This window comes from Aquimarina latercula DSM 2041 (assembly GCF_000430645.1).
Lineage (GTDB): Bacteria > Bacteroidota > Bacteroidia > Flavobacteriales > Flavobacteriaceae > Aquimarina > Aquimarina latercula.
Genome location: NZ_AUMK01000010.1, coordinates 57,008 through 81,313 on the forward strand (window position 1 = coordinate 57,008; position 24,306 = coordinate 81,313).

26 protein-coding genes and 2 tRNA genes are annotated in these 24,306 nt (G+C 32.6%); 5 read left to right on the top strand and 23 right to left on the bottom strand.

Features of this window, described 5'->3' with window-relative positions; translation table 11 throughout:
- The 22 genes from lolB2 to flxA all read right to left on the bottom strand — a co-directional run bounded on the left by lolB2 (position 1) and on the right by flxA (position 18,738).
- Positions 1 to 624 (bottom strand): flexirubin biosynthesis protein LolB2, encoded by a 624-nt coding sequence (gene lolB2, locus H526_RS0109235; protein WP_035085071.1) that lies wholly within the window; start codon positions 622 to 624, stop codon positions 1 to 3.
- Positions 605 to 1,234 (bottom strand): flexirubin biosynthesis/transport protein LolA2, encoded by a 630-nt coding sequence (gene lolA2 / locus H526_RS0109240; RefSeq protein WP_027392742.1) that lies wholly within the window; start codon positions 1,232 to 1,234, stop codon positions 605 to 607. Before lolA2 ends, lolB2 begins: the two co-directional genes overlap by 20 nt.
- A complete protein-coding gene (locus H526_RS0109245) occupies positions 1,227 to 2,000 on the bottom strand; it encodes a polysaccharide deacetylase family protein (RefSeq protein ID WP_027392743.1) in 774 nt (257 codons plus the stop codon). The genes lolA2 and H526_RS0109245 overlap by 8 nt, the downstream gene beginning before the upstream one ends.
- Positions 1,994 to 3,058 (bottom strand): beta-ketoacyl synthase N-terminal-like domain-containing protein, encoded by a 1,065-nt coding sequence (locus tag H526_RS0109250; protein ID WP_027392744.1) that lies wholly within the window; start codon positions 3,056 to 3,058, stop codon positions 1,994 to 1,996. Before H526_RS0109250 ends, H526_RS0109245 begins: the two co-directional genes overlap by 7 nt.
- On the bottom strand, positions 3,058 to 4,254 hold the full coding sequence (locus H526_RS0109255; protein WP_027392745.1) for a beta-ketoacyl-[acyl-carrier-protein] synthase family protein: 1,197 nt from the start codon (positions 4,252 to 4,254) through the stop codon (positions 3,058 to 3,060). Before H526_RS0109255 ends, H526_RS0109250 begins: the two co-directional genes overlap by 1 nt.
- 1 nt (position 4,255) lies before the next feature.
- Positions 4,256 to 4,513, bottom strand: coding sequence for a phosphopantetheine-binding protein (locus H526_RS0109260; protein WP_027392746.1), 258 nt, complete (start codon positions 4,511 to 4,513; stop codon positions 4,256 to 4,258).
- A gap of 2 nt (positions 4,514 to 4,515) precedes the next feature.
- Positions 4,516 to 5,130 carry a hypothetical protein gene (locus H526_RS0109265; protein WP_027392747.1) on the bottom strand — a complete coding sequence of 205 codons (615 nt, stop codon included), beginning with the start codon at positions 5,128 to 5,130 and terminating at the stop codon, positions 4,516 to 4,518.
- Positions 5,127 to 6,266 carry a beta-ketoacyl-[acyl-carrier-protein] synthase family protein gene (locus H526_RS0109270; protein WP_027392748.1) on the bottom strand — a complete coding sequence of 380 codons (1,140 nt, stop codon included), beginning with the start codon at positions 6,264 to 6,266 and terminating at the stop codon, positions 5,127 to 5,129. The genes H526_RS0109265 and H526_RS0109270 overlap by 4 nt, the downstream gene beginning before the upstream one ends.
- On the bottom strand, positions 6,263 to 6,709 hold the full coding sequence (locus H526_RS0109275) for an acyl-CoA thioesterase (RefSeq protein WP_027392749.1): 447 nt from the start codon (positions 6,707 to 6,709) through the stop codon (positions 6,263 to 6,265). Before H526_RS0109275 ends, H526_RS0109270 begins: the two co-directional genes overlap by 4 nt.
- The gene (locus tag H526_RS0109280; RefSeq protein ID WP_027392750.1) at positions 6,687 to 7,979 is read right to left on the bottom strand and encodes an ABC transporter permease; all 1,293 of its coding nucleotides are present in this window, start codon (positions 7,977 to 7,979) and stop codon (positions 6,687 to 6,689) included. The genes H526_RS0109275 and H526_RS0109280 overlap by 23 nt, the downstream gene beginning before the upstream one ends.
- Positions 7,972 to 8,730: an ABC transporter ATP-binding protein gene (locus tag H526_RS0109285; RefSeq protein WP_027392751.1), complete on the bottom strand. Its 759-nt coding sequence runs from the start codon at positions 8,728 to 8,730 to the stop codon at positions 7,972 to 7,974. The genes H526_RS0109280 and H526_RS0109285 overlap by 8 nt, the downstream gene beginning before the upstream one ends.
- A gap of 6 nt (positions 8,731 to 8,736) precedes the next feature.
- Entirely contained in the window at positions 8,737 to 9,735 is a 999-nt protein-coding gene (gene darH, locus H526_RS0109290) for a BtrH-related acyltransferase DarH (RefSeq protein ID WP_027392752.1), read from the bottom strand.
- Entirely contained in the window at positions 9,732 to 10,133 is a 402-nt protein-coding gene (gene DarG / locus H526_RS0109295) for a flexirubin biosynthesis protein DarG (protein ID WP_027392753.1), read from the bottom strand. Before DarG ends, darH begins: the two co-directional genes overlap by 4 nt.
- Positions 10,134 to 10,168: 35 nt before the next feature.
- On the bottom strand, positions 10,169 to 10,624 hold the full coding sequence (locus H526_RS0109300) for a hotdog family protein (protein ID WP_035085073.1): 456 nt from the start codon (positions 10,622 to 10,624) through the stop codon (positions 10,169 to 10,171).
- On the bottom strand, positions 10,624 to 11,760 hold the full coding sequence (gene darB, locus H526_RS0109305) for a dialkylresorcinol biosynthesis protein DarB (RefSeq protein WP_027392755.1): 1,137 nt from the start codon (positions 11,758 to 11,760) through the stop codon (positions 10,624 to 10,626). Before darB ends, H526_RS0109300 begins: the two co-directional genes overlap by 1 nt.
- Before the next feature lie 13 nt (positions 11,761 to 11,773).
- On the bottom strand, positions 11,774 to 12,697 hold the full coding sequence (locus H526_RS0109310; protein ID WP_027392756.1) for a flavodoxin: 924 nt from the start codon (positions 12,695 to 12,697) through the stop codon (positions 11,774 to 11,776).
- Between the two features lie 3 nt (positions 12,698 to 12,700).
- Positions 12,701 to 13,591: a lysophospholipid acyltransferase family protein gene (locus H526_RS0109315; RefSeq protein WP_027392757.1), complete on the bottom strand. Its 891-nt coding sequence runs from the start codon at positions 13,589 to 13,591 to the stop codon at positions 12,701 to 12,703.
- 8 nt (positions 13,592 to 13,599) lie between these two features.
- A complete protein-coding gene (locus tag H526_RS0109320; protein ID WP_027392758.1) occupies positions 13,600 to 13,845 on the bottom strand; it encodes a phosphopantetheine-binding protein in 246 nt (81 codons plus the stop codon).
- Between the two features lie 26 nt (positions 13,846 to 13,871).
- Complete coding sequence (locus H526_RS0109325; RefSeq protein WP_027392759.1) at positions 13,872 to 15,089, bottom strand: beta-ketoacyl-[acyl-carrier-protein] synthase family protein; 1,218 nt, start codon at positions 15,087 to 15,089, stop codon at positions 13,872 to 13,874.
- A 9-nt stretch (positions 15,090 to 15,098) separates the two neighbouring features.
- Positions 15,099 to 15,830, bottom strand: coding sequence for a flexirubin biosynthesis SDR family reductase FlxB (gene flxB, locus H526_RS0109330; RefSeq protein WP_027392760.1), 732 nt, complete (start codon positions 15,828 to 15,830; stop codon positions 15,099 to 15,101).
- A gap of 140 nt (positions 15,831 to 15,970) precedes the next feature.
- Positions 15,971 to 17,110, bottom strand: a complete 1,140-nt coding sequence (locus tag H526_RS0109335; protein WP_027392761.1) for a WG repeat-containing protein — start codon at positions 17,108 to 17,110, stop codon at positions 15,971 to 15,973.
- 98 nt (positions 17,111 to 17,208) lie between these two features.
- Complete coding sequence (flxA, locus tag H526_RS0109340; protein WP_027392762.1) at positions 17,209 to 18,738, bottom strand: flexirubin biosynthesis tyrosine ammonia-lyase FlxA; 1,530 nt, start codon at positions 18,736 to 18,738, stop codon at positions 17,209 to 17,211.
- Between the two features lie 103 nt (positions 18,739 to 18,841).
- On the opposite strand from flxA, the gene H526_RS0109345 reads away from it, so the two are divergent.
- A complete protein-coding gene (locus H526_RS0109345) occupies positions 18,842 to 20,083 on the top strand; it encodes an NAD(P)/FAD-dependent oxidoreductase (RefSeq protein ID WP_027392763.1) in 1,242 nt (413 codons plus the stop codon).
- Between the two features lie 81 nt (positions 20,084 to 20,164).
- On the opposite strand, the gene H526_RS0109350 is transcribed toward H526_RS0109345, so the two are convergent.
- The gene (locus H526_RS0109350) at positions 20,165 to 21,787 is read right to left on the bottom strand and encodes a hypothetical protein (RefSeq protein ID WP_155839647.1); all 1,623 of its coding nucleotides are present in this window, start codon (positions 21,785 to 21,787) and stop codon (positions 20,165 to 20,167) included.
- 256 nt (positions 21,788 to 22,043) lie between these two features.
- Here H526_RS0109350 and H526_RS0109355 point away from each other — a divergent pair.
- The 4 genes from H526_RS0109355 (at position 22,044) to H526_RS0109370 (ending at position 24,190) form a co-directional block, all read left to right on the top strand.
- A tRNA-Ser gene (locus tag H526_RS0109355) sits at positions 22,044 to 22,127 on the top strand.
- Positions 22,128 to 22,158: 31 nt separating this feature from the next.
- Positions 22,159 to 22,233 (top strand) — tRNA-Pro (locus H526_RS0109360).
- 125 nt (positions 22,234 to 22,358) lie between these two features.
- A complete protein-coding gene (locus tag H526_RS31450; protein WP_027392765.1) occupies positions 22,359 to 23,525 on the top strand; it encodes a tyrosine-type recombinase/integrase in 1,167 nt (388 codons plus the stop codon).
- A gap of 245 nt (positions 23,526 to 23,770) precedes the next feature.
- Positions 23,771 to 24,190: an HYC_CC_PP family protein gene (locus tag H526_RS0109370; RefSeq protein WP_027392766.1), complete on the top strand. Its 420-nt coding sequence runs from the start codon at positions 23,771 to 23,773 to the stop codon at positions 24,188 to 24,190.
- Positions 24,191 to 24,306: the final 116 nt, after the last annotated feature.

A 24,306-nucleotide genomic window follows, 5' to 3' on the forward strand; every position in this document is an offset into this window, starting at 1 on the left:
TTATTTTTTTAAGAAATTTAATTCAATATTCAATCTAATATTTTTATGATCAATAGATATATTATTAGCTAAATGATCCTCTGCGATATCATTAAACAGTACGATCACTTTTTCTTTTCTCTTTGTGGTATTAACTATCTTATCTAATTTCTGATCCGATAGATTGTAAAAATAATAATTACTGTACTTCCCTTTCTCATTTTTCAGAACATTATATGTATCATTATGATATCTTTGGACAGCCATACCTTTTTCTTTTACCAATAATGTAAAATCTTTTATTAAGGTATTTAAGATAATTTTTCTATCAAGTTGTTCTATAATTGAATGAATTTTATAGGATTCACTATCTATTTCAATATCAAAAAATGTACTCCCAAATTGTGATGTAAATACAATACGATGCTTTTGGGGAGCAATCTTTTTTAAAATAAGAATACCACTAAATTCATTTCCATAAACTGATATATCTGATTTATAAACATAATCAATTGTTTCGCTCGAAAAATATGGATTAACGACTTGATCTCCTGATTTTACCTCTGATTCTGTAAAATTTTCTACAGTTGCAACCTTGCAGCTAAAAACAGATATACATAATATACTAATGAGCAAATATCGCATCTGGTATAGGTTTATTTACAGATGTGTTCTCGAAATTGATAAGAGTATAATCTCCTGAAGGTTCTATTAGTTTAACACTAGAAACTAAATACTTATTTGATTCAAAATTTAAAACAATCTCCTTAAACATATTTTTTAAAGTTTGATCAATTGGAGATAATTTTGCGATAAAAAGTTCTTTGTTTTTAAAAAAACGTATGGAAAATTGAGTGTCATCTAGCATATCGCCACTAACACTCTTTGCTATCAAGTCATTTAATTTTTTAAAAACTTTATTAGACGCCAAATTAATATCGCTTTTCTTTCCTGCATCATTGATAAACAACTTTTTATCTTTAAAAATTACACTATATTCATACGGACTTGTATATGACCATTTAATAATATTTGGTGATTTAAAATACAGATCACCACTACTTTCTATATCGTTAGAAAGAAAATCTATATGTTTTAATTGTGTGAATGTGTTAACAATGGTTTTTGATTGCTTAGCACTTTTACTTACAGAGTTTTTAAAAGATGTAATCTCTGATGTCGAAAGCTCTACCTCTTGAGCTTGCAGGTAAGAACCACTTAGCAAAATAAAACCAAATAATAAAAATCTAAGCATATGCCTGTATTGAAAATAATTCATCTATCGTAACGGTTGTATAATTATTACTCTGCAAAAATAGCAACAATTGTTCCAATACTGTTAAAGTGATCAATTTTGTATCATGTAGAAGTATAACATCACCATTTTTAAGGTTTTTGGTTATTCTTTTTAATATGACTTTTTCAGAAGGAATTGTTGTATCAAAAGACCTCTTATTCCAACCAATAACAGCATGTCCAGTCTTTTTAACAGCTCTAGCTATATTGGGGTTTGTTATTCCATAAGGAGGCCTAAAAAGTAATGGTTTTTTTTTAGAAATCTTTTCTATCGCAGTATCCGCCTCTACTATTTCACCAATAAATTTATCCGTACTATATACATCAATAAACTTCCCGTGGGTAAAAGTATGGTTGCCTACAATATGTCCTTCATTAATAATTTTTTTAACAATATCGGGGTGTTTTTCTACTTGCTGTCCAATACAAAAAAAAGTTCCTTTGATATTGTACTTGCCTAGTATTTCTAAGATTTTAATTGTATTAATATCTGGGCCATCATCAAAGGTAATAGCAATCTTTTTTCCTTTTGTAGTTGGATTATTGTTTAAACTTTTAAGAAAATATCCTGCCTTTATATTAAGTACTCCGTAAGTGGTTATTACTACCCAAAGCAATATTAAGACAACAAAGGACCAAATCGGTAACTTATTGAAACTGATCGCCGTTATTATTAAAATACCAACGACTATAGATATAATATTAACTAAATTTCTTATTAGCATCGTTGTAACAACGCAATACTATGATTTTTCCCAAGATATTGATTATAAAGAAGTACAGTATCATATTTATTAGCAACAACTTCATTTACCTTTAAAACATTTGGCACTTGATTGTTTTCAAATATTTTACAACCAAGCCAAAATCCAAAACTAGAAGCTACTGGATAATCTCCTATTAAGTGTTTATAACACAACTGCTCTTTATCAGAAAAAATCGAAGTTTGCAAATTTTCGTAATAATGATCAAAATTAATATCCCCATTATTTCCTAATACCACAGCATCGATATCTTCGATACTTATATCATGTCGAGAAATGAATGATATTATTGATTTTTTAATATCATCTGGAGAACCTTTACTAAGGGTTTCTACATCAATAATTTTTGCAAGACTTTTTTCAGTTTTATCAGAACCCAAAACCATAAATGTAGATCCTTCACTATTTACTGTTCCAGTCGTTTTAGAATTTAACAAGTTAATTACATCAATATTATCGTCTTTAATCTGACCATCCAATTTATGTAATAATGTTGAATTTTTAGCTACTTCATCAATACCTCCAACAAGAATTTGTTTTTCCGGCTTTTCTGACAACATCAATTGCGCATCCATAACAGAGATCTCAAAAGAAGCAGAACCTTGTACATAGGTAACATTATATGCTTTGCAACCTAACCCTAAAGCTACTTGTCCTCCCACTGTATTATGTGTAGACTGTATAAATAATGTTGGAGTTAAAAACTGCTCATCATTATTTAAGACATTTTCTAAAAACTTTTCAGAATCTTGTTTACATCCCATTCCTGTACCTGTAATAATAGCATCAGGCATTTCTATTCCAGAATTGTGTAACGCCATAGAAGCGGCTGTAACTCCCATCTTTACCGACTTAGACATACGTCTCATTGCCGCTGGCTTAATATATTCTTTATAATTAGGATCATGAGATCTAAATATAGACTCTTTATGAGAGATTATATCCTCTAAAAATGTTTCTGGATCTGTTGTTGGCTGTGCCGAAATACTGGCTATTCCATTAATATAGCAATCGCTCATTATTTTGTAAATATTAAAGTGGAACAATTACCTCCAAAACCAAAAGAATTTGATAATATGGTTTTCATTTCTTTGGATGCTAATTCTGTTTGTGGAACCAATGAAAACTCTTTCATTTTATTTTTAAAATTCAAATTCGGGAAAATTAAGTTTTCACGAAGAGATAGAAGTGAATACACAGCTTCTACAGATCCTGCTGCTGCTAATGTATGTCCTGTAAATGCCTTTGTAGAACTAAATACAGGGGGTTTTTCTTCTCCAAATATTCTGGTCATAGCTACTCCTTCTGATAAATCATTATTAGGAGTTGCCGTACCATGAGCATTTACATAATCAATTTCATTTGCAGTTATATCCGCTACTTTTAGCGCCTCATTCATTGCTAAAAAAGCTCCTTCTCCATCAGAAGAAGATGCAGTTTGGTGATAAGCATCATTTGCATTAGCCCATCCCGCTACACGTCCTAAAACCTTCTTATTTTCTTTTTCTACAATCGAATCACTCTCTAGCACCAAAAATGCTGCAGCTTCTCCTAGATTTAATCCTTTTCTGTTATCATCAAAAGGTGTACATTCTGAATCCGACAAGATCATTAAAGTACCAAAACCATTGATTGTGAACTTAGATAACGCATCAGTTCCTCCCACAATCATTCGATCTATTTTGCCCGCTTGAATCATTCTTGCTCCGAGCATAATTGCATTTGCCGCAGAGGAACAAGCAGTACTTATAGTAGAAACATATCCATTGATTCCTAAATGATTAGAAATAGATTGGGTAGTAAAACCTGCATGTTGCGCCTGTATAAATCTTCGATTATCTTCAATTTCTGTATAGCCAAGGTAGTGCTTTTCTGTGGTATCCATACCACCTACACTGGTTCCTGAAACAAAACCAGTTCTATATTCGTTAACATCAGAAATCTGTGCATCTCGCAACGCTTCTTTTGCCGCAATAGCACCTATCATAGCAGTTCTAGAAAAACTATGTAACGGTTTTAACCCTAATTGTTTCTCTAGATCTTCATTGGTTTGTTTAATTTCACCAACCATGATTTGATCCTTATGACGAGTTTTCAACATCTCAATTCTGGAAATTCCAGGAGATACTGATTTCAAAGCATTCAAATTTTCTTCTACCGTATTTCCGATAGAAGAAATAATCCCCATACCAGTTATGGCAATGCCTTTATTCATATTATTTTGTACGGTGTTTTGAAATGTAATCAGCCATTACACTAATCGATTCAAATATAGCTTTACCTTCTTTTGGATCTTTTAGCTTAATTCCATAGTCTTTTTCTAATAATACAATTAGCTCAAGAGCATCAATAGAATCTAATCCTAAACCATCACCAAAAAGAGGATCATCATCTCCTATTTCGCTTACTTCTACATCTTCAAGACTTAATTGCTCTATTAATTTTTCTTTTAGCTCTTCTCTTAATTCAGCCATAACTATTGCTTATATAATTTATTTAATTCTTCTTTTGTTAGCTCTTTTTTACCTTTTTTTGAAAGAAAAGCCAAAAATACGTCATATTTATCATTATCCAAATCTACCCAACCACAAATAACGTCACTTGCCTTTCCTGTATTCATTAAAATTTTAGAATATGAAGTTATAAAATCAGCATCAAAACTATCTGTTACAAAAAAAGCATTTTCACTTTTCATTTTATGCTTAATACTGATTTCTCCCATAATAATATTGGGCAATGTATATACAAAAATAGCAGGAGAAGGATAAAAATCTTCTCTATTTTGAATACTTAATTGATGTTTCCTATCCGTATCAAGACTAGAAGCCCTATTTGATAAAACTAAAGCGGTATCCTGATCTACTTCTTCTTTCTCATTTAATAAAACCTCTGAAGCTAAAAAACCAAGCTTACATAATTCGTCCATTTTGTGAAACTTCGGATATTTTAACTCTAGAAATTTATAAACCCCTTTTGCAAAATCCTTTAAACTTGTAGATTCTAAATCGGTATATAACTCGCGCCCATTTTTGAATACTTTTTTATCTCTAATCAAACAAAAATCTGATATGTAATACTTTTCTTCTATCACAGCACTTCCTTTTCAATAATCAATGCAACATTACAACCACCAAAACCAGAAGCTGTTTTCAAAACTTTATTCAGTTCTCTCTTTTCATTTTTAGCAAGCACGTTTATCGGTTGAGAAACACCTAACTCTTCATAACCTAAAGAAGCGAATAATTCATTATTAATCAAACAATGTTTAGCTATAATACTCTCTATCAAAGCAGAAGCACCTAATGTATGTCCATAGTACCCCTTTAAGCTATTTAATGGTACCTTTTGCAACCCAGCTCTATTAAATGCAATAGCTTCCATTTCATCATTATATGGAGTCGCTGTACCATGTGCGGTAATATGATCTATTTGACCACTGTCTAAATTAGCTTCTTTTAAAGCTTTACTAATGCTTATAAATAATCCTTCGCCAGTTCTTGAAGGTCCAGAAATATGATTAGCGTCATTAGCAGAAGCCTCTCCGGTAATACTAATTACGGTATCCGTATTGTTTTCTTTGTTAGCACTAAGCCAGGCGCAGGCTGCAGCTTCTCCCAAACTAATACCCGTTCTATTTTTACAAAATGGTTTACACGGTGCAGAACTTACCGCTTGAAAAGAAAAGAAACCAGAAAGTGTAAACTCCGAGAGTAAATCACCTCCTATTACAACTACATCTTCAAAAAGTCCTGATTGAATCATTCTCTTACCAACAGCCAAAGCTAATCCTCCAGAAATACAAGCATTGGATAAAACTTTAGGCGTATGATCCAACTTAAAATACTCCTGAATCGTTCTCGAAATGCTACTTAAATATGCCTTTTCATCTTTATCTCTTCGCAGATTATTAATATTTCCTTTAGTTGTAGAAATTACAATTCCACTTTTAGTAATATTTAATCCAGGATTCTCTTTTAGCAGTTTAGAAACAGATAATAACATCATTTTTTCCAACTTTGTATAGCTAGAGTTTCCTGATATTACACTCCAAGCTTTAGAAAGCTTTTCATTATCAACTACGGCGCCATAAAATGCGTCAGACCATATCAAATCATCCTCAACTTTCTGAATTCCAGTATGATTATTACGGAGATTCACTATATTTTCTTCTGTAGAAAAACCAAGTGGCGAAACTATATTATCAGCAACTATGTAGACTTTTTTCATAACAAACCTACTTTACGTTTCCAATCAAGAAAAAATTCCGGAATACTTAAAGACATATTTCCATCCAGATCTAAAAATACTTGCGTAGTTTCTCCAACACAAACCAAATCTTTATTCTGGTTATACACATTGTACCTAAAAATCATTTTTGCAGCTGGGCTATCTACATATATAGTCTCTACAGTAGCAATATCCCCATACTTTAATGGTAACTTATGATCGCAATTGGAATTAACAATCGGAGTAACATAATTATTATCCTTTACGTGTAAATACGAAATACCATGAGTTCTACCGAAAGCTTCTCTACCTTCTTCAAAATAGGTAATATAAATACCATGCCAAACAATGCTAAGAGGATCACAGTCATTAAACCTGACTCTTACCTCGTGAACATATTTAATATCGGTTACAACTTCTTTAGACCGCTTTTTTCTTTTCATAATATAGTATAGCGATTACGATAGTACTAATAAAAAACCCAATAAGCAAACCTATTTCGGGAAGAATATCTATCAGACTACCTTTTCTTAAAAAACAATCATAAAAAGCTTCTAATCCCCAATTCATCGGAGATATTTTGGCTATAATCTGCATCGTATCTGGCATTGCAAACACAGGAACCCATACTCCACCAATCGCTGCAAGTAATACAACCAAAACAGCACCAAATGGTGCTGCCTGTTCGTGTGAGTTAAATACCGTACCCAACAACACTCCTAATCCTATTGCCGCCAATCCAGAAGATAGAGCTACCACGTATAGTAAACCTAGATTATTCCCTAAATCCAAAACCGGAAGACCTAATTTAGGAAACACATAAAGCCCTAATAACAAAACTAATGTAAATTGCAAAAGACTAACCAATAAAAACAGAAATGCCTTTCCTCCAATAATAGTTGCGTAATTAATCGGTGTTGTTTGCAATCGAACAAATGTTCCTTGTCCTTTTTCATGAACAAGGTTTAATGATAAAGGTAAAATCATGAAAAATATTGCGAACAAGGTCCAAGCTGGGATATTATGTTGAACAGAATTTGGAATAATCAACTCTCCGGATAAAGATGGATTTATCTGATCATATTTAACAAAAGTATCTCTATTAAAAGACTTAAGACTTTCTGACTCTCCTAATTCTTTTTCAAAAGCTTCGTAAATTGATTTAGTTTCTATACTCGCCACCAACTTATCAACCGCAAATATCACAGAACTTCTAAAGGTTTCTTGAGTAATAGGATCGAAATAAAGCTTTACGACTTTATTATCCGGTAACGTTTCTGTAACGTCAGCTGTTTTCAAAGAATCTACAGAACCTTCGAACTCTTCGAGTATTTTAGAAATATTTTTATCTATTTGGTTTTGGAGTTCTTTACTTAACCCCTCTGGTATCACAACAGCTAACTGATAATCTCCAGAAGCTACCAAAAGTCTTGCTTTTTCTTCTGTTAATGATATATTATCTATCTTAGAAACAGGTTCCAAAAATTCTATTTCAGAAAAACTCTTTTGGATTTCAGCCGATAACTTCCCATTATCTTTATCAACCAGTAGTATTTCTATTGAACTACTGGATACAGATTTAAATGTCGCATCTTGAATTAATGTAACAGTAACTACTAAAACAATCGGCATTAAGAACAGAATAATTAATCCTCCAGGATCTCTTAGGAGCAACAAAAATTCTTTTTTTATGGATGCTAAAAATCTATGCATAGTCACGAAGTTCTCTACCTGTAAGTTCTATAAATACATCTTCTAAGTTCCTAGCCTCCTTAGTATTCTTAATCAATTTAGGCGGTGTATCTTCTGCAATAATTTTTCCTGAATCAATAATCCCAACCATAGAACACAAATCTTGCGCTTCTCTTAAATGATGGGATGTATAAATTATAGTTGTTCCTGACTGATTGAGTTCTATAAGTTTAGTAGTAATCGCTTGTTTAGATTGAACATCTACTCCAACGGTAGGTTCATCTAAAAACAACAACATCGGGTTATGTAGTATCCCTGCAATCAGATTCACCCTTCTTTTCATACCTCCTGAAAACGTTTTAATTTTTTTATCCGCAAAAGGCAACAACCCTAATTGATCTAAATGAGATTTGATTATTGGTGTAAGTTCGGATTTTTTTATTCCAAACATACTTCCAAAATAAAACAAATTCTCCTTAGCAGTTAACTTGGGATATAATGCATATTCTTGAGGTACAACCCCTATAGATTTTTGAATATCTTTTGCGTGTGTTTTAAAGCTATTTCCAGAAATCAGCACTTCTCCTGAAGTGGGTTTAATCAATCCACATAAAATGGATATTAATGTAGTTTTTCCTGCTCCATTAGGTCCAAGAAGTCCATATACTTCTCCGGATTTTATTTGTAAGTTCACCTTATCTAATGAAAGAAATGCAGCTCCTTTATATTGTTTAGAGATATTTTTTATGTCAATAAGAGGAGTTTTATCCATTCGCAGTTATTTAATTGCTTTCTTAAGATCCAAAAAGAATGCTCTTTCAGCTAATGCAATAGCATCTAGTTTATCAGCAATTTTATTATAAGCATCCGTTTCTCTACTTCTATTTTTATAAAGTCTAGAAGCATCAATTGCAAAATCTCTCCATTGATCTCCTATTACCGTCATTTCTTTAGATAATTCAGCTAAACGAGGGTTTTCCATAATCACCGATGCTTCCTGTAAAAAAGCAGCAAAAATAAATCGAAAACCTCCACCTCCAGTTCCTATTTCTTCTTGCATTCGGACCAATTGACCCAAGTAATGATTTGTCTTTTTTATACCAATTTTATCCGGCCATTTTCGAATTCTTTTGGCCACAAACCTAATTCCTCTAAATCCAACAATAGGAACTGGTGCTAACATATGTCTATATGCTTGTTTTATTCCTTTAGTAATTGCTTTTTTAAGATCTATATCGTTTGGTAATTCTGTCGGATAATAAATATGTCCATTTGGTGCAAAAGGACCTTTAGCGAAACGTACTTTTTCTAATTCCTTAGAAGATAATGTAGTTACTTCCTGCATTACAGGATCACTAATAAGGTAATTATCTCCATCCTTACCATACACCACTAAATTGTGTGCATTAAAGTGAAAACGATATTCATCAGGGAAATAAGTCAAATTATACACTCCAACCTGTAGTCCTACCGGATTATTTTTTGATAATTCTGCATCTAATGTCTGCTGAGCTTTCTCCTTTGACTTAAATTTATGCCTTTTTATCTTAAATCCTAATCTTTTACTTACTCTAGAGAAAATAAAGCCTGGAACAGGTCTAAAACTAAACATTGGAGCGAAATTCACCTTGATAAAAGGTATATATATAAAGAAGACTCCTGAAGCAATTCCAAATACCATCGGTTCACTTACCTTAAGCCCATTATAATTTAACAAGTTAGAAACTACTCCATTTTCGCAATGGGCAGATTGATTGTGTTCAAAGTTTATTTTCAAATCTTAGGATTTTTAAGTTCTTCTAAAGATATTTCGAAAGCTTCTGCATATTTACTTAATGTCTTTTCATTTAGCTTTCTAAATGTTTTGGCCTTAAGGTGTCTTTTTACTTTCCACTGCCACAACCCTACATATCCAGATAAAACGACAACGTCCATTCGCTGTAATTCCATATAATACGCAATAGGGCTAAGCTCTCCACTTTTTATTTTTTTGATTGTATCTTGAAGTTGCTCTTCTATCAATTCTAATGATTCGTTTAATGCAATTGTCTTTGCATCCCAACCAGAACTAAGGGCTTTTCCGTATTTACCATCCTTATCGACAGCATACACAACCTCTTTTATATTTGCTTTAGAAAGGCTACTTTCATCCTGAGGTACGTCTTCTTTCTTCATACTATCAATAAATTAAAATTTAAAAGTTTCCAGAACTAAGAATCTACTATAATAGTTTTCATCTCTGAAGAGGCTATTAAATTCCCTTCCGGGTCATTAACCTCGATCTGAACAAGCGAAACTTGCATAATTTCTGCTACAATTTCTACTGTAGTTATAAGCTCAGTGCCAATTTTTGGTAATGAATTAATGGTGGCATGTTTTATAGAGCCTATAAAACCTGTTTTAGGTTTATCATCTTTACCTCTATTTATATATCCTCTATAACCTCTATGCAAGGCAATACTTTGTGCCATATTTTCTATAAGCCCACCTTCTGTTAGATAATCTCCTGAGGTTAATATATTATCAGATGTAACTTTTAATCCTGAAATAACCTTTTCAGTATCAAAGTATAATAACTTATCAATCATAACAAAAGGATCCTTTTGTGGAATCAACTTTTTTATAAAATCAGTATCTGTAATATTTTCTTCTAGTTGATTACTCATTAGCAAACAGTAAATAAAATATGAAAGTACGAAAAACGTCCACTTTCTGGAACCATTGCAACTACCTTATCTCCCTTTTTTAACTTTCCAGAGTTTTTCAATTCATTTATCATTAAATAAATAGATGCAGAACCAACATTTCCAACCTTTTCTAGATTCGTAAACCATTTACTCTTAGGAATTGAAATTCCTTGATTTATCATTTCATTACTTAACCTTTCTTCAAAATAAAATGAAGAAATATGAGGTAAGAAGTAATCTATCTCTTCCTCGTTTAGATTGTTTTTCTCAAAAGCATCTTTCATACTAGAAACTGCTTTTGGAACAACATGTTTATCTAAGATTTTTACATCTTGTTTTAACGAAAAAACAGATTCTGACAACCACTCTGCCGGCTCATATTCGCTCCAAGGCTTAAGGCTTCCATCCTCATTTTTATCTCCTCCAGCATACATACAAGCCTCTAATTCATGCGCAAATGAATAAGCTTGCATCCAATCAATTCGCAAAGAATTTTCTCCTCTTGGTTTATCTTCTAATAAAAAAGCTCCTCCTCCATCAGATAACATCCATCTAAGAAAGTCTTTTTTAAATCCAATAATTGGTTGTTCCTCTAAAGATTTTAAATTCTCTACTTCTTTATCAAATTTTCTAGATTGCATCCAAGTAGAAACTCTTTCTGTTCCTGTACAAATAGCATTTTTAGTACTATCAGATTTAACAGACAGAAAACCATACTTTAACGCACTCATTCCAGAACAACATACACCTGAAGCTGTATTTAATTCAATACTATCCTGAGTATCTAACAATCCATGAACCATCGATGCGTGAGAAGGCAACAAATTATCCGGAGTAGAAGTTCCACAAGAAAGCAACTCTATTTCCTTTTCTGAAAAATCAGAATCGCATAGATTTTTGATCGTTTCTCTTGTAAGTTGAGCATTATTATGAGTAATGTTTCCATGACTATCTACAGCATAATACCGTTCTTTAATCCCATTATTTCTCAAAACAATTCTTCTAGCTCTCGAAGGCTGATCATCAATCATCCCTAGTCTCTTTTCCATTTCATCATTCGAGACTGGCTCATTCGGCAAGAAGTGCCCTGTTTTTGTTATGTAAACGTTTTTCATAAATAATGATTACTTATCGTAATCTTGTTGATTGATAATATTTAATATCTTTTTTTATGCGTGCATAAAAAGGTACATAAGTCAACAAAAATATAATAAAAACTATAGGTACAAAAACCCAAATAGCAAATTGTAGATAATACTCAAAAAAGTTTAACCACTTTGCTCTCCTTTTTTGTGATTTAAGTCCCACTTTATATATATGTGCTGACCACTTACTAAAGATATGATTTCCAGATTTATCTGACCTAATTAAGAAAGGTTTTATTCGAACTGCTCCATCTTTAACCAACTCTTCTTGTAATTGTTCATAATTTTCTTTAAAAAGATATTTTTTTATAATTGTCCCAAACTTTCCGGCACCGTTAATATCTTCTTCTGAAACTCCAGGTTTTGGGAAAATCCCTAAATATTTAGTTTTCTCACCTCCCATCATCCAATGAACAATCGTAATAACACTAATATGATTCCAATGCCTATCTACAAAAGCAATATTACCAACTAATTGTGCTTTACAATCCACCAATAACTTCTTAACTTTTTCCTGAGTTAAGATCCACATGTTTCTGGAACCATTTACGGTAATAACAGGAGCATCTTTCAACAATACTTTAGCGTCATCACTTTTCAAAAAAGAATTAATAGGAATCGAGGGTGAAAGATACCAAACTGTATAGCCCAGTATAATCAGATCATATTTTTTTTTCTTTATTTCTTCCGGAATAGGAATATTAGGGCTTGGGATTTGCAAATAGGATTCTGGAAAAGCTTGTATAAAGTCTTTTTTATTCCAAGGAAATTGATAAGGCTCTTCCGGTTTTATTTGATGTATTGTTAAATCACATTCTTCATCAATCATCAACGGCTCTACCAGATTCGTTAATATCTCACCTAATTGACCACTTTGACTATAATACAAAACAAGTACATTCTTCATACATTAGGTTTTAAGATCATCCCAATAGTCGTAGTAATTAAACCATTGCAAGGGATATTTATTAACCATAATCTCAGTATTTCTAACATACTCTTTTAAAACATGGCTAGGTTTGATAGATTGCTCTGTAAATTCTGGTTCACGAGCGTACAAATTATATTGTTTTTTAGCTCCTTTCATTATATACATAAAAAGAATAGGCTTCTTTTTTCTCGCAGCTAACTTATACGGACCTGATGGAAACTTTACTGACTTACCAAAAAACTCATGTTCCAGAAATTGAATCCCTTCTACATATCTATCTGCAGCAAAAATTATCACCTCACCATTTGCTAGAACATCATTCATCTGAAAGATATGAGACATATCCTCCTTAATTACAATAAATTTCATACTAGTATCGTTAGACACAGCTCCAACATACTCCTTGATTTGTTCATTTTCTTGATCGGTAACCATTAGATTGACACCGGTATTAGTCATATCAAAATCATCAAAAAAATAACGTGCTATATTAAAACTTCCTACGTGAGCACTGAAGATAATTCCACCCTCACCTTTACTTAAGAGTGCTTGCATTTTTTCCCGACCATCGTGGGTGAAAGTGAATTTATTTTTTAGTCCAAAAGATATAGCTGTCCTATCGATAAGTGTTTGACCAAAAACTATATAATTTTTATACACACTGACAAAAGACTTAAAGCGAGATTGCTTTAGTCTTTTATTATAGAAATAATAACTAGCTTTTGTAGTTGAATAGGAAAATATAACATAATACGCTGCTACAAATATTAGAATTGAGTAAGCAGCATTTAATCCTAAATTCTTTATAAAGAAAATGAATATTTTATATCCTAAAGGCGTTCCTTTAGCTTTACCTTCCCATTGGGCCATTACTTCTTCTAAATATTGACTTTACGTTCTATCAAATCATAAAAATCTTGAAAACTTTCTACTCCAACAAAATCATCACCAACCAATTTCACTCCAAAAGTGGCTTCAATAGCTACAACAAGATCTACGTAATCTAAACTATCTAAATCTAATGTTTCTTTAAGGTTTGCTTCGGGAGCAATTTCATCCGCTTCTACCTCGAATTCTTCTATCAAAAAGTCATCAACTTTTTCAACAATTACACTTGTTTCCATCATCTTTCTTGTAATTTTTTTCTATTCTAAATCTTTTTTATGACGATTGCAGAATTTGTGCCCCCAAACCCAAATGAATTCGACAAAAATACATCAATTTTTTTATCTACAGTTTCTTTTACCAAATTTAACTTTGACGAATCTTCATCAGGAGACTCAAGGTTAATATTAGGCGCTATAAATGAATTGTTTAACATTATTAAAGAATAAACAATCTCACTTGCACCTGCCATCCAACACTCATGCCCAGTCATTGATTTTGTAGAACTCACATAAGGTCTTGATTCTCCAAAAACTTCATTAATCGCCTTTGCCTCATTTGCATCTCCTATAGGAGTAGATGTAGCATGCGCATTAACATAATCAACATCTTCAGGTTTTACATTCGCCTGATCCACTGCTCGTTTCATAGCTCTAGCAGGTCCCTCTTGGTTTGGTGTAGAAATATGATCTCCATTAGATGAAAAACCATAACCTACAACTTCTCCCAAAATAGTTGCCCCTCTTTTAACCGCACTTTCATAAGACTCCATAAACAAGGCAGCACCACCGCCACTAGGCACTAATCCATCTCTTCCGCTATCAAAGGGTCTCGATGCTTTTGTTGGGTTTTCTTCATTCACAGAAAAAACTCCTAATCCATCAAAACTACCAAAGGCGTAATCATTAATTTCTTGAGCACCTCCACACAACACATAATCCTGAAGCCCTTGCTTAATCAACAAATATCCCATTCCAACCGAGTGTGATCCACTTGCGCAAGCAGCACTTATTGTAAAATTAACACCTTTCAGTTTAAAAACAGTTGAAAGATTCATTGTTACCGTAGAGTTCATAGACTTAAAAACACCTCCGGAACCTACTAAAGTAGTATCTTTCTTAATTCTTATCTTATCGATTGCTTGCATTACCGACTCTGCAGTGCTATCATTTCCAAATAGCACACCTATTTCTTCATTGTCTAAGAACTCTTGATCTACACCTGCTTGATCAAATGCCTGTTTCGTAGCTATATAAGCATACTCAGACTCAGAACCAAAACTTACTCTTTGCCTTCTACTTAGCTCCTTTTTTAAATTAGGTTTAGGAACGGTTCCTGTCAAAGCTGATCTATAACCAAACTCTTTTCGAGATGGTTCATAAACAATGCCAGACTTCCCTTGGTATAATGATTCTTTTACTTCTTCTACATTAGAACCAATACAAGAATATATTCCCATTCCAGTAATAACTACTCTACGCATACTAATTTCTTATGAATAAATTCCTCCATTAATATTCACAACTTCTCCAGTTATATATGAAGCCTTTTTGGAGGCTAAAAAAGATACTAAATCAGCGACCTCTTCTGCTTCCCCAAAACGATTCACCGGAATCATACGCTTTAATTCTTTTTCATCCATCTCCGCTGTCATATCCGTTTTTATAAAACCTGGTGCAACCGCATTTACCGTAATTTTCCTTTTTGCTACTTCTTGAGCCAACGCTTTTGTAGCGGCTACCAAAGCACCCTTGGCAGCAGAATAATTAGCTTGTCCAGGTGTTCCTTTTACTCCAGAAACAGATACAACATTTACAATACGACCATACCTATTAGTTAACATCTTTTGAATCAAGTGATTGGTTACATTATAAAAACCATTCAAACTAATATTAAGAACATCATGCCAATCTTCTGGTTTCATCCACATAAATAATCCATCTCTTGTAATTCCCGCATTATTGATAATAATTTCAACAGTAGCATCTGGATTTTCAGCCATCCAATTATCTAAAACTTTATGTGTATCCTCCCTATCAGCTACATTAAATTTTAATAATGTACACTGCCCTCCTTCATCTTCAATAATTTTTTTAGTTTCATTAGCAGCTGTATCATTAGACTGATAATTAATTAAAACAGGGTACTCCAAATCTTTAGCTAACTTAACAGCAATTGCTCTTCCTATTCCTCTGGATCCACCAGTTACAAGGGCGTATTTCATTTACATCTTTTTTTTAAGATCAAATAATTATTGAACAATGTTTAAAACAACAATTATTCCAAATTAAGATTTAATTAACAATATTAAAAGATTCCTTACAACTTTAACAATCGTCTAATGTTGTAAGGAATACAAAATATTTATTTAACGTTAACAAAAGGCTCTGCATTATCAAACCATGTATCACCTAAAAGCTTCCCGTCCGGAGTTAGAAATCCCCACTTTTTTTCATACTTTACACGAGCTAAACCATCCACAAATCCTTTCTCTGCCGCTCTACCTGACAAAAACCCAAAACTACCTGCAGTGATACCATATTTAGCCTCTATAACTAATTCTCCTTTCAGATTTACAAATCCCCAATCTTCAATTTTGACAGGAGCCATTCCATTATTATCGAAATAATCAACATCTGCATATTTGTAATCAATAACCACTTTACCATTAGTATCAATAAAGCCCCATTTGTTACCGTCAAAAACACCTGCGTATCCATTTTTAAAAGGTTTCGCTTTCACAAACTGCGGCTCTATAACCCATTTGCCTTCTTTATCAACAAAACCTATTTTCTCATCCTTTCTTGCAATAGTATAGGTTCCGCCTGTTCTAAAATCCCATATTTTAGTAGCCCCATCAACTTTATTAAAACTGTTGGAAGATGCTATTCCAAAAACTTCTTCTCCTTTTTCAGCTCTAGCTACTCCATTCACATAATTACCTATAGATGTATATTCTGGTTTAATTACTATAGCTCCTTTATTATCTATAATACCCCACTGACCAGATTGGCTTGCAAATCTGGCATAACCATTCTGAAATCCTTTGATAGTCTTATATTGTGGTTTTACAATGACTTCTCCCTTTGGATTCATTAATCCAACCATCTTGCCTTCTCTAACAAAAGCAACTCCTTCTTTAAAAGGATATATTTTTTCGGCATTAGAGTACGTCAACTCTTTACCTTCTTTATCAATGTATTGCCATTTCTTATTTTTCAATACCATAGCAACTCCATTATTAAAATCCTTTGCTTTATCAAATTGGGCTTCTAACAACCATTTTCCATCTGGGTTGATGTATCCCCATTTTTTACCCTCCAAAACCAATGCAACTCCATCAGCAAAACTATTTGCTTTCTTGAATTGAGGTTGGATAACAAACTCGGCTTTTTTATTAATGTACCCAAACTTTCCATCCTTCCTAGCTTTTGCTAGTTGTTGAGAAAACAAGGTTTGTAAACCAAATACTAATGCTAGTGTAATTAAAAGTGCTTTTTTCATCATATCTATATTTAAGGTTTATTTTTAGTACAAATAAAAAAGCATAGGTTAACATGCTTTCTTATATTAATAAATAAATTAAATCTTAATCAAATAATCTAATAGGCATCATTTTCTTTAAGGTAGTCTTTAACCTCCTGAACAAATGGATAAGTAACATAATCCTTCGTAAACGGAGGAACAATTTTTTTAATATCCTTAACTAACTTTTGAGTTCTACTAGATAACTTATCTCCAAAATCAAGATATTCTAACGCCTGAACTATTGTCATTAACTCAATAGCTAACACCTCGAATGTATTCTCTATTACTGTTTTGGTCATATTCGCTGCATTGGTTCCCATACTAACAATATCTTGATTATCATTATTATTAGGAATACTGTGCACATACATTGGGTTGGAAAGAGTCTGGTTTTCTGCAGTTGTAGAAACCGCTGTAAACTGTATCCCTTGCATCCCAAAATTGAATCCTAGTTTACCTAAATTAGCAAATGGTGGTAGTATATCATTTAGCTTAGAGTTCAACAGATAATTTAACTGACGCTCTGCAAGCATTGATAATTTAGTGACAACAAGTTTTAGCTTATCCATCTCTAAAGAAACATAATCTCCATGAAAATTACCTCCGTGATATACATGCTTAGTTTCTACATCTATTATTGGATTGTCATTCGCTGAATTTAATTCTTCAATCAAAATCCTACCCACATGTTTAATCGTATCACAAACAGGCCCTAAAATTTGTGGAACACAACGTAAAGAATAATATTCCTGAACTTTTTCCTTGAAATAAGTATCTCCGTTTTGACCAGAATACAAATGCTTTGTTCTATCTCTTGTTAACTTACTATCTGATAAATGTTCACGCATTTTACGCGCAATATTCTGTTGTCCTAAATGTAATTTACTGTGATTCAATTCTTCAGAAAGGTGATCATCATACGCTTCAACAATCTCATTTATAGCTGAAGAACAAGCTATAGACCAATCTAGCAATTTTTGAGCATTAATAACATTAACGATACCGATTCCAGTCATCGCCGACGTACCATTCATTAAAGCTAATCCTTCTCGAATCTTTACCTCAATTGGTTTAAGTCCTAATTCTTTAAAAACTTCTGCAGTTTCTCTTCTTTCTCCTTTATAAAAAACTTCTCCTTCACCAATTAGTACCAATGCTAAATGCGCTAATTGAACTAAATCACCACTTGCACCCACTCCTCCATGTTCGAAAATCAATGGTGTTACATCATGATTTATCAAATCTTTCAAGCCATTAACAACTGTTGTATTAACTCCTGATTTCCCTAAAGACAAGGTGTTTAATCTCGCTAACATTAATGCTTTCACATAATCAGGCTCCATCGCTTTACCCGTTCCAGATGAGTGGCTTCTAATTAAATTGAATTGCAATTCAATCCTATCCTTATCATCTATTTTATATTGGGCCATTGGTCCAAATCCGGTATTTACACCGTAGATTACTTTGTTTTCAGAAAATTTCTCCAGAAATTTAAAGCTATCATCAACTCTATTGATTATAGAATCATCTATCGTTAGCTCTTCTTGATTAAAAATAACACTTAGGAAATCTTTAATTTCCAACCTTTCTTTTAGTATTAGCATTCGCGAATTAGTAAGTTTTTTCCAATATTTGTAAAAAAATTCAAGTTTACTCTCTATTTTTACAGAGGGCAAATGTAATGTATTTAAAGTACCTTTGAAAATTATGAAAAAAGAAAATGTAGATGTGCTAGTAATCGGTGCCGGTCCTTCTGGTAGCGTTAGCGCGGCTTATCTTAACAAACATGGAATTAACGTTAAGGTGGTTGAAAAAACAAAATTCCCTCGATTTCAGGTAGGAGAAAGTCTGATTCCTAGATGTATGGATAATTTTGAAGAAGCTGGTCTTCTAGATTGCCTTATGAAACAAGGGTATGAGAAAAAATATGGTGCTAGATTTATTAAGGATGGAGTCACTGGGAGTTTCGATTTTAGTAAAAAGTATGGAGATGGTTGGGATTGGACTTGGCAAGTTCCAAGAGATCATTTTGACAAAACTCTGATCGATGAAGCAATTCGACAAGGAGTAAGTGTAGATTTTGAAACTGAAGTAACTAATGTAGAATTTAACGGAACAGATTCGTTAACCACAGTAAAACACAAAGACGGTTCTGAAAGTCAGATAGAAGCAAAATTCATTATAGATTCTAGTGGTTTTGGACGTGTTGTTGCAAGACAACTTGGCCTTGAAGCTCCCTCTAAATTAGCAGAACACGGATCCATTTTTACACAAGTAAAAGACATCAAAAGACCTGAGGGAATAGAAGGTACAACTATTACATTTGAAATTATCGAAACTGAAGTATGGTTTTGGTATATCCCTTTTTCTAATGGTAATACCAGTATTGGATTTGTTGGACCGATGGAATGGATTAATAAATTCGAAGGAAATAAAACAGAAGTTTTACAAGAAATGATGAAAACTTCTCCTTATTACTATGAGCAGTTTAAAGACGTTCCTTATTTGTTCGAACCTTATAAAGTAGAAAATATTGCAAAAAATGTAACAAAATTATTTGGTAATGGCTTCGTCTTAACTGGTAATAGTGCTGAGTTTCTTGACCCTGTATTTTCATCAGGGGTATCTTTTGCAACAGAAACAGGTCTTTTATCTGCTAAATTAGCTATCAAACAACTGAACAATGAAGAAGTTGATTGGCAAACTGATTTTGTAGATTATATGAGACAAGGAGTTGATGTATTTACAACTTATGTAAAAGAATGGTACACAGGAAATTTGCAAAAAATTATTTTTCATGATAAACCAAATGAAGATTTTAAAGAACAAATCTGCGCAGTGCTTGCTGGTTATGTTTGGGATAAAACAAACCCATTTGTTAAAAAGCATAATCACATTGTAAGAAATGTAGCAAAGCTTGTAGAAATGGAAGAAAATATGTCAGAATAGTTTTTCTGACAACAATAATAAAAAAGGAGGCAATTGCCTCCTTTTTTATTATGTACCTATATTATTAATTCTTAGCAGTTATTATTTAGCCAAAGAAACTTTTAGCAACAAGTTATTCTTTTTACCATCATAAGCTTCAAAAATCATGTCTTGATTAGGTAAAATCGCGGCTTTGTACACTTCTAAATTATCTAAACGTGAATTTCTAATGTCACTACCTGTAAGAATAGGTTCTTTAATAACTTCTCCAGTAGCATCATCAATAGTGTATGATGTTAGATAAAGAAACTCTTTTTTACCATCAAAATACCTCGTTGGGTACTCATCAAAAGATCTTTTAAGATTGGTAAAATCATCTATATAGAATAAATAATGTTTACCTAGGTTTTTAAAATTAATATAAGACATACTCTTTTTACCTCTAGCTCCTGTTTGATACTTAGGCAATCTATGAAACCATTTCACATCACCTTCAGAAGAAATTTTAGAAGCAATTACATCTCTGTAATAATATTTATATGTTGTTCTAGAACCAGAAGAACTTGATGTAGTAAATGATTCAACATATCGTTGTTCTCCCAAAATCACAAAACTGGCATCATCGTTATAAACAACATTATTCACCTTTAAACTTTCAAAATCAAGCTTATCTTTTTCATCCTGGGTACCTTCATTAATCCTTGTCTCTCTTTTTAAAGCATAGTCCTGAACAATAGTTGTAGGAATATCACTTTTAATAACAGAAGAAACAACTCCAGAGACATCTAACTTTGCAGAAAACAAGCCAGTAGCTTCTACCTTATTATCATTTTTAGCATAAAAACCTGAAACACTCATTTTACCTTGCTTGTCTAGACCAATCACAGCATCCATTATAGATCTTCCAGGTAATTCTATTTTGCTTTTAATGATTTCTTTAGGGTCTTCCTTTATTTTAAAAACTTCAGTTCTATAAGAATACTCTAATTTATTTTTTTCTTCAGCATTAGAACTAAAAACAGAAGCTGTCATATAGAAACTCCCTTCATTATCAATAGCAAAATCCTCATTTTCCAACCACTTATTAGCATAAGGTAATTTTACTTTTCGACTCCAAATAAGCTTCAAACTAGAATCATATACACTAATTCCTATTTTATCAGCTTTATCATTTGCTGTTTTAACTCTAAACAACACTAATAATTTAGTTCCATCAAATGATTTCTTAAAAACAAACTTGTTAATTCTTCCTCCAGCATCAAAACCATAGGTACTTTTAAAACCTACATCATTATTAATATTTTCTTTATCACTCCCTACCAAAATTGGTTTCTCTGCTATAATACCTGTAAGAGATATTTTTTGAGCATAAACTTTATCTTTAATAGTATAGAAAGCCACAGCCTTCCCATTAAGATCCATAACAGTCTGAAAATCTCCTTTATCCTCTATAACCTGTCTTTTCTTTACTTCTTCTTTTAAATCTTCTAAAGAAAAGCGTTGAATTGTCATATCCTTTCTTCCTTTTTTAATAGCAACCATTCTATTTCCTGAAGCCACATAATAAGAATTAGCACTTTTAATTCTTTTATACTTCTCTCCTATTTTAAAATCAAAATCCTTAGAAAGAACAGGTTTTTGAGCATAAGAATACCCGCATAGAAAAATTGTTAAAAATAATAGGTGTTTCATATTAAGTACTGAAAGGGTTTTGTCTAAATTCATAACATCTAACATTAGGTCAAGTATCACAAATATATGATTCTTGATTGAAACTACTGTTTTTGGAAATTTTTAAACTAAAATTAGATGTTTCAGAAAAATATTTCAGCCAAAGAAAACTGATTTTCAACTTTTTAAAAAAGCGTCATTAATAAATTAAAAATAATGCAAAAAAAATGTTGCATTGTAGATTCATAAAAGCTACATTTGCATCCGCATTTGAAATATTAATGTGTAGTTCTTAATCAATTTTGATTTCGGAGAGGTGCCAGAGTGGTAATGGAGCAGATTGCTAATCTGTCAACGCGTAAGTGTTGCCAGGGTTCGAATCCCTGTCTCTCCGCAATAACTTTTGAGTATTATTTTTCAAAATTCGGGGTGTAGCGTAGCCCGGTTATCGCGCCGCGTTTGGGACGCGGAGGTCGCAGGTTCGAATCCTGCCACCCCGACAAAAGTAAACCGTTCATTTTCAGTAGTTAATGAACGGTTTTTTGTTTCTACACGACAGGGGTCGGCAGTAAAGTCGTCAGTTTATAGTATATTTGGTCTAGTACCAAAGGATATATACGAAGATATGCATAAATTCAAAAAAGCGCGTCTAGTTAAGTCAAAAGCTGCAAAAGGCAACTACATCATGTTTTATGTGTGGGATGTACAAAAGAATGATCTAGTCAGACAAAGGCGTTATATTCCAAAGAAATACAAAACCGAAGCCGAACAGAAAGCCTATGCAAAAGATATCATAAAACAAATCAATGGGCTGCTAGCTGATGGATTTCATATTGACCGAAAAAAAGCATCCAAAAGCAAGGTAGAGCAACAAACTGCTGTATCAGAAAAGATATATTCTGTTAGAGAAGCGGTAACAGCATTTATTGAAATTAAGAAAGCCAAAAAACTTTACAAAAGAGGAATAGAGTTTTACACCAATACACTAGAACGCTTTATAAAGTGGTTGGAGGATAAAGGTTTGGATAGTATTTGGATTGGAAATTTAGACAATAGGTTGATTCAGGAGTATTTCAATTATTTACTCACCAAAAGAAAGAATAGTGCAAAAACTTATAACAATACTCTTGGAGTTCTTAAAACGTTCTATAATATCTGTTTAAAGCAAGAATGGGTAGAAGGTAAAAATCCATTTGACAAGGTTGATAAACTTCCTGAAGAATACGGCACGAAAAACAAACCTTTCACCAATGAACAAATAGCTGATATCAAAGAATATGTTTTGGAACGCGATCCATATCTCTGGAAGATTATCTCTTTTGTATATTACTCCTTTATGCGCCTTTCGGAAATCAGACGGTTAAAGGTAGGAGATATTGATTTAGAAAAAGACCTTATTTGGGTATCTGGACGGACGAGTAAAACTAAAAAAAGAGATGTAATACCTATTGTTCCTGCTTTGAGAAAAATTGTTTCAGAAATGAAACTGGAACAGTATCACCCAGATGATTTTTTATTTGGCTCGAATCAAACTCCTTCTGCGACCAAAATGGGAGAAAACTATATGGGCAAGCATTTTAGAAAAGTAAAAGAATATTTTGAATTAGATGATGATTATACACTTTATGGTTTTAAACATACAGCTGTAGTGAATTGGTATAAAAAGGAAAAAGATATTCGTAAAATTCAGAAAATGTGCAGGCATTCCAGTATGTTAATGACTGAACGTTATTTAAAGTCACTTGGTCTCTTAGATGATAAAGATGCTGTTTCTGAGTTGCCAGAGATTTGATCTTCTCCATTGAGTTTGAATCCTGCCGAGGTCACAAATTTTATGTAAAGCTATTTAAACCAATTGTTTAAATAGCTTTTTTATTTTACCTAAAATTCATTAAATCAAGACAAATTGTTGATTACCATACAAATAAAAGTTTGAACTATTTATAAGTTTTTTAAGGCGATAAATTAGTAATGCGAAAAAACAACATTTCGTTAAAACAAACATTTATGTTAAAATATTTGCTAATTTTGCAATAAATGAAACAAATTATCCACAAATCAATGGCAATTGTAATGGCTGTTGTGGTTCTACTGACCACAATGTCATTTGCTGTGGATATGCATTATTGTGGAGATACGTTAGTAGATTTTTCATTCATCCAAGATGTTAAGACTTGCGGAATGGAAAAAGCTGAACCTGCTAAGAGTTGTTCTAACTCAATGATTTCTAAAAAATCTTGTTGCTCAGATGAACAATTAATTATTGAAGGTCAGGACGATTTAAAACAGGATTTTTCACAACTTACGTTTGAGCAACAAATATTCGTTACCTCTTTTGCTTACTCATATATTAGTCTCTTTGAAGGAACTGAATCTGAAGAGATCTCTTTCTCAGATCACTCGCCCCCATTTATTAGGCGGGACTTGCAGGTATTGCACCAGACATTCTTAATTTGATTTATTAAACAGTACCAGTAGCAATTTAATTGCGACTGGAAAAGCCCAGCGATACATTCGTTTTGGGCACGCTTTATTGTTTCTCATTTGTACTGTGAGCAAACCAAAGCATATTT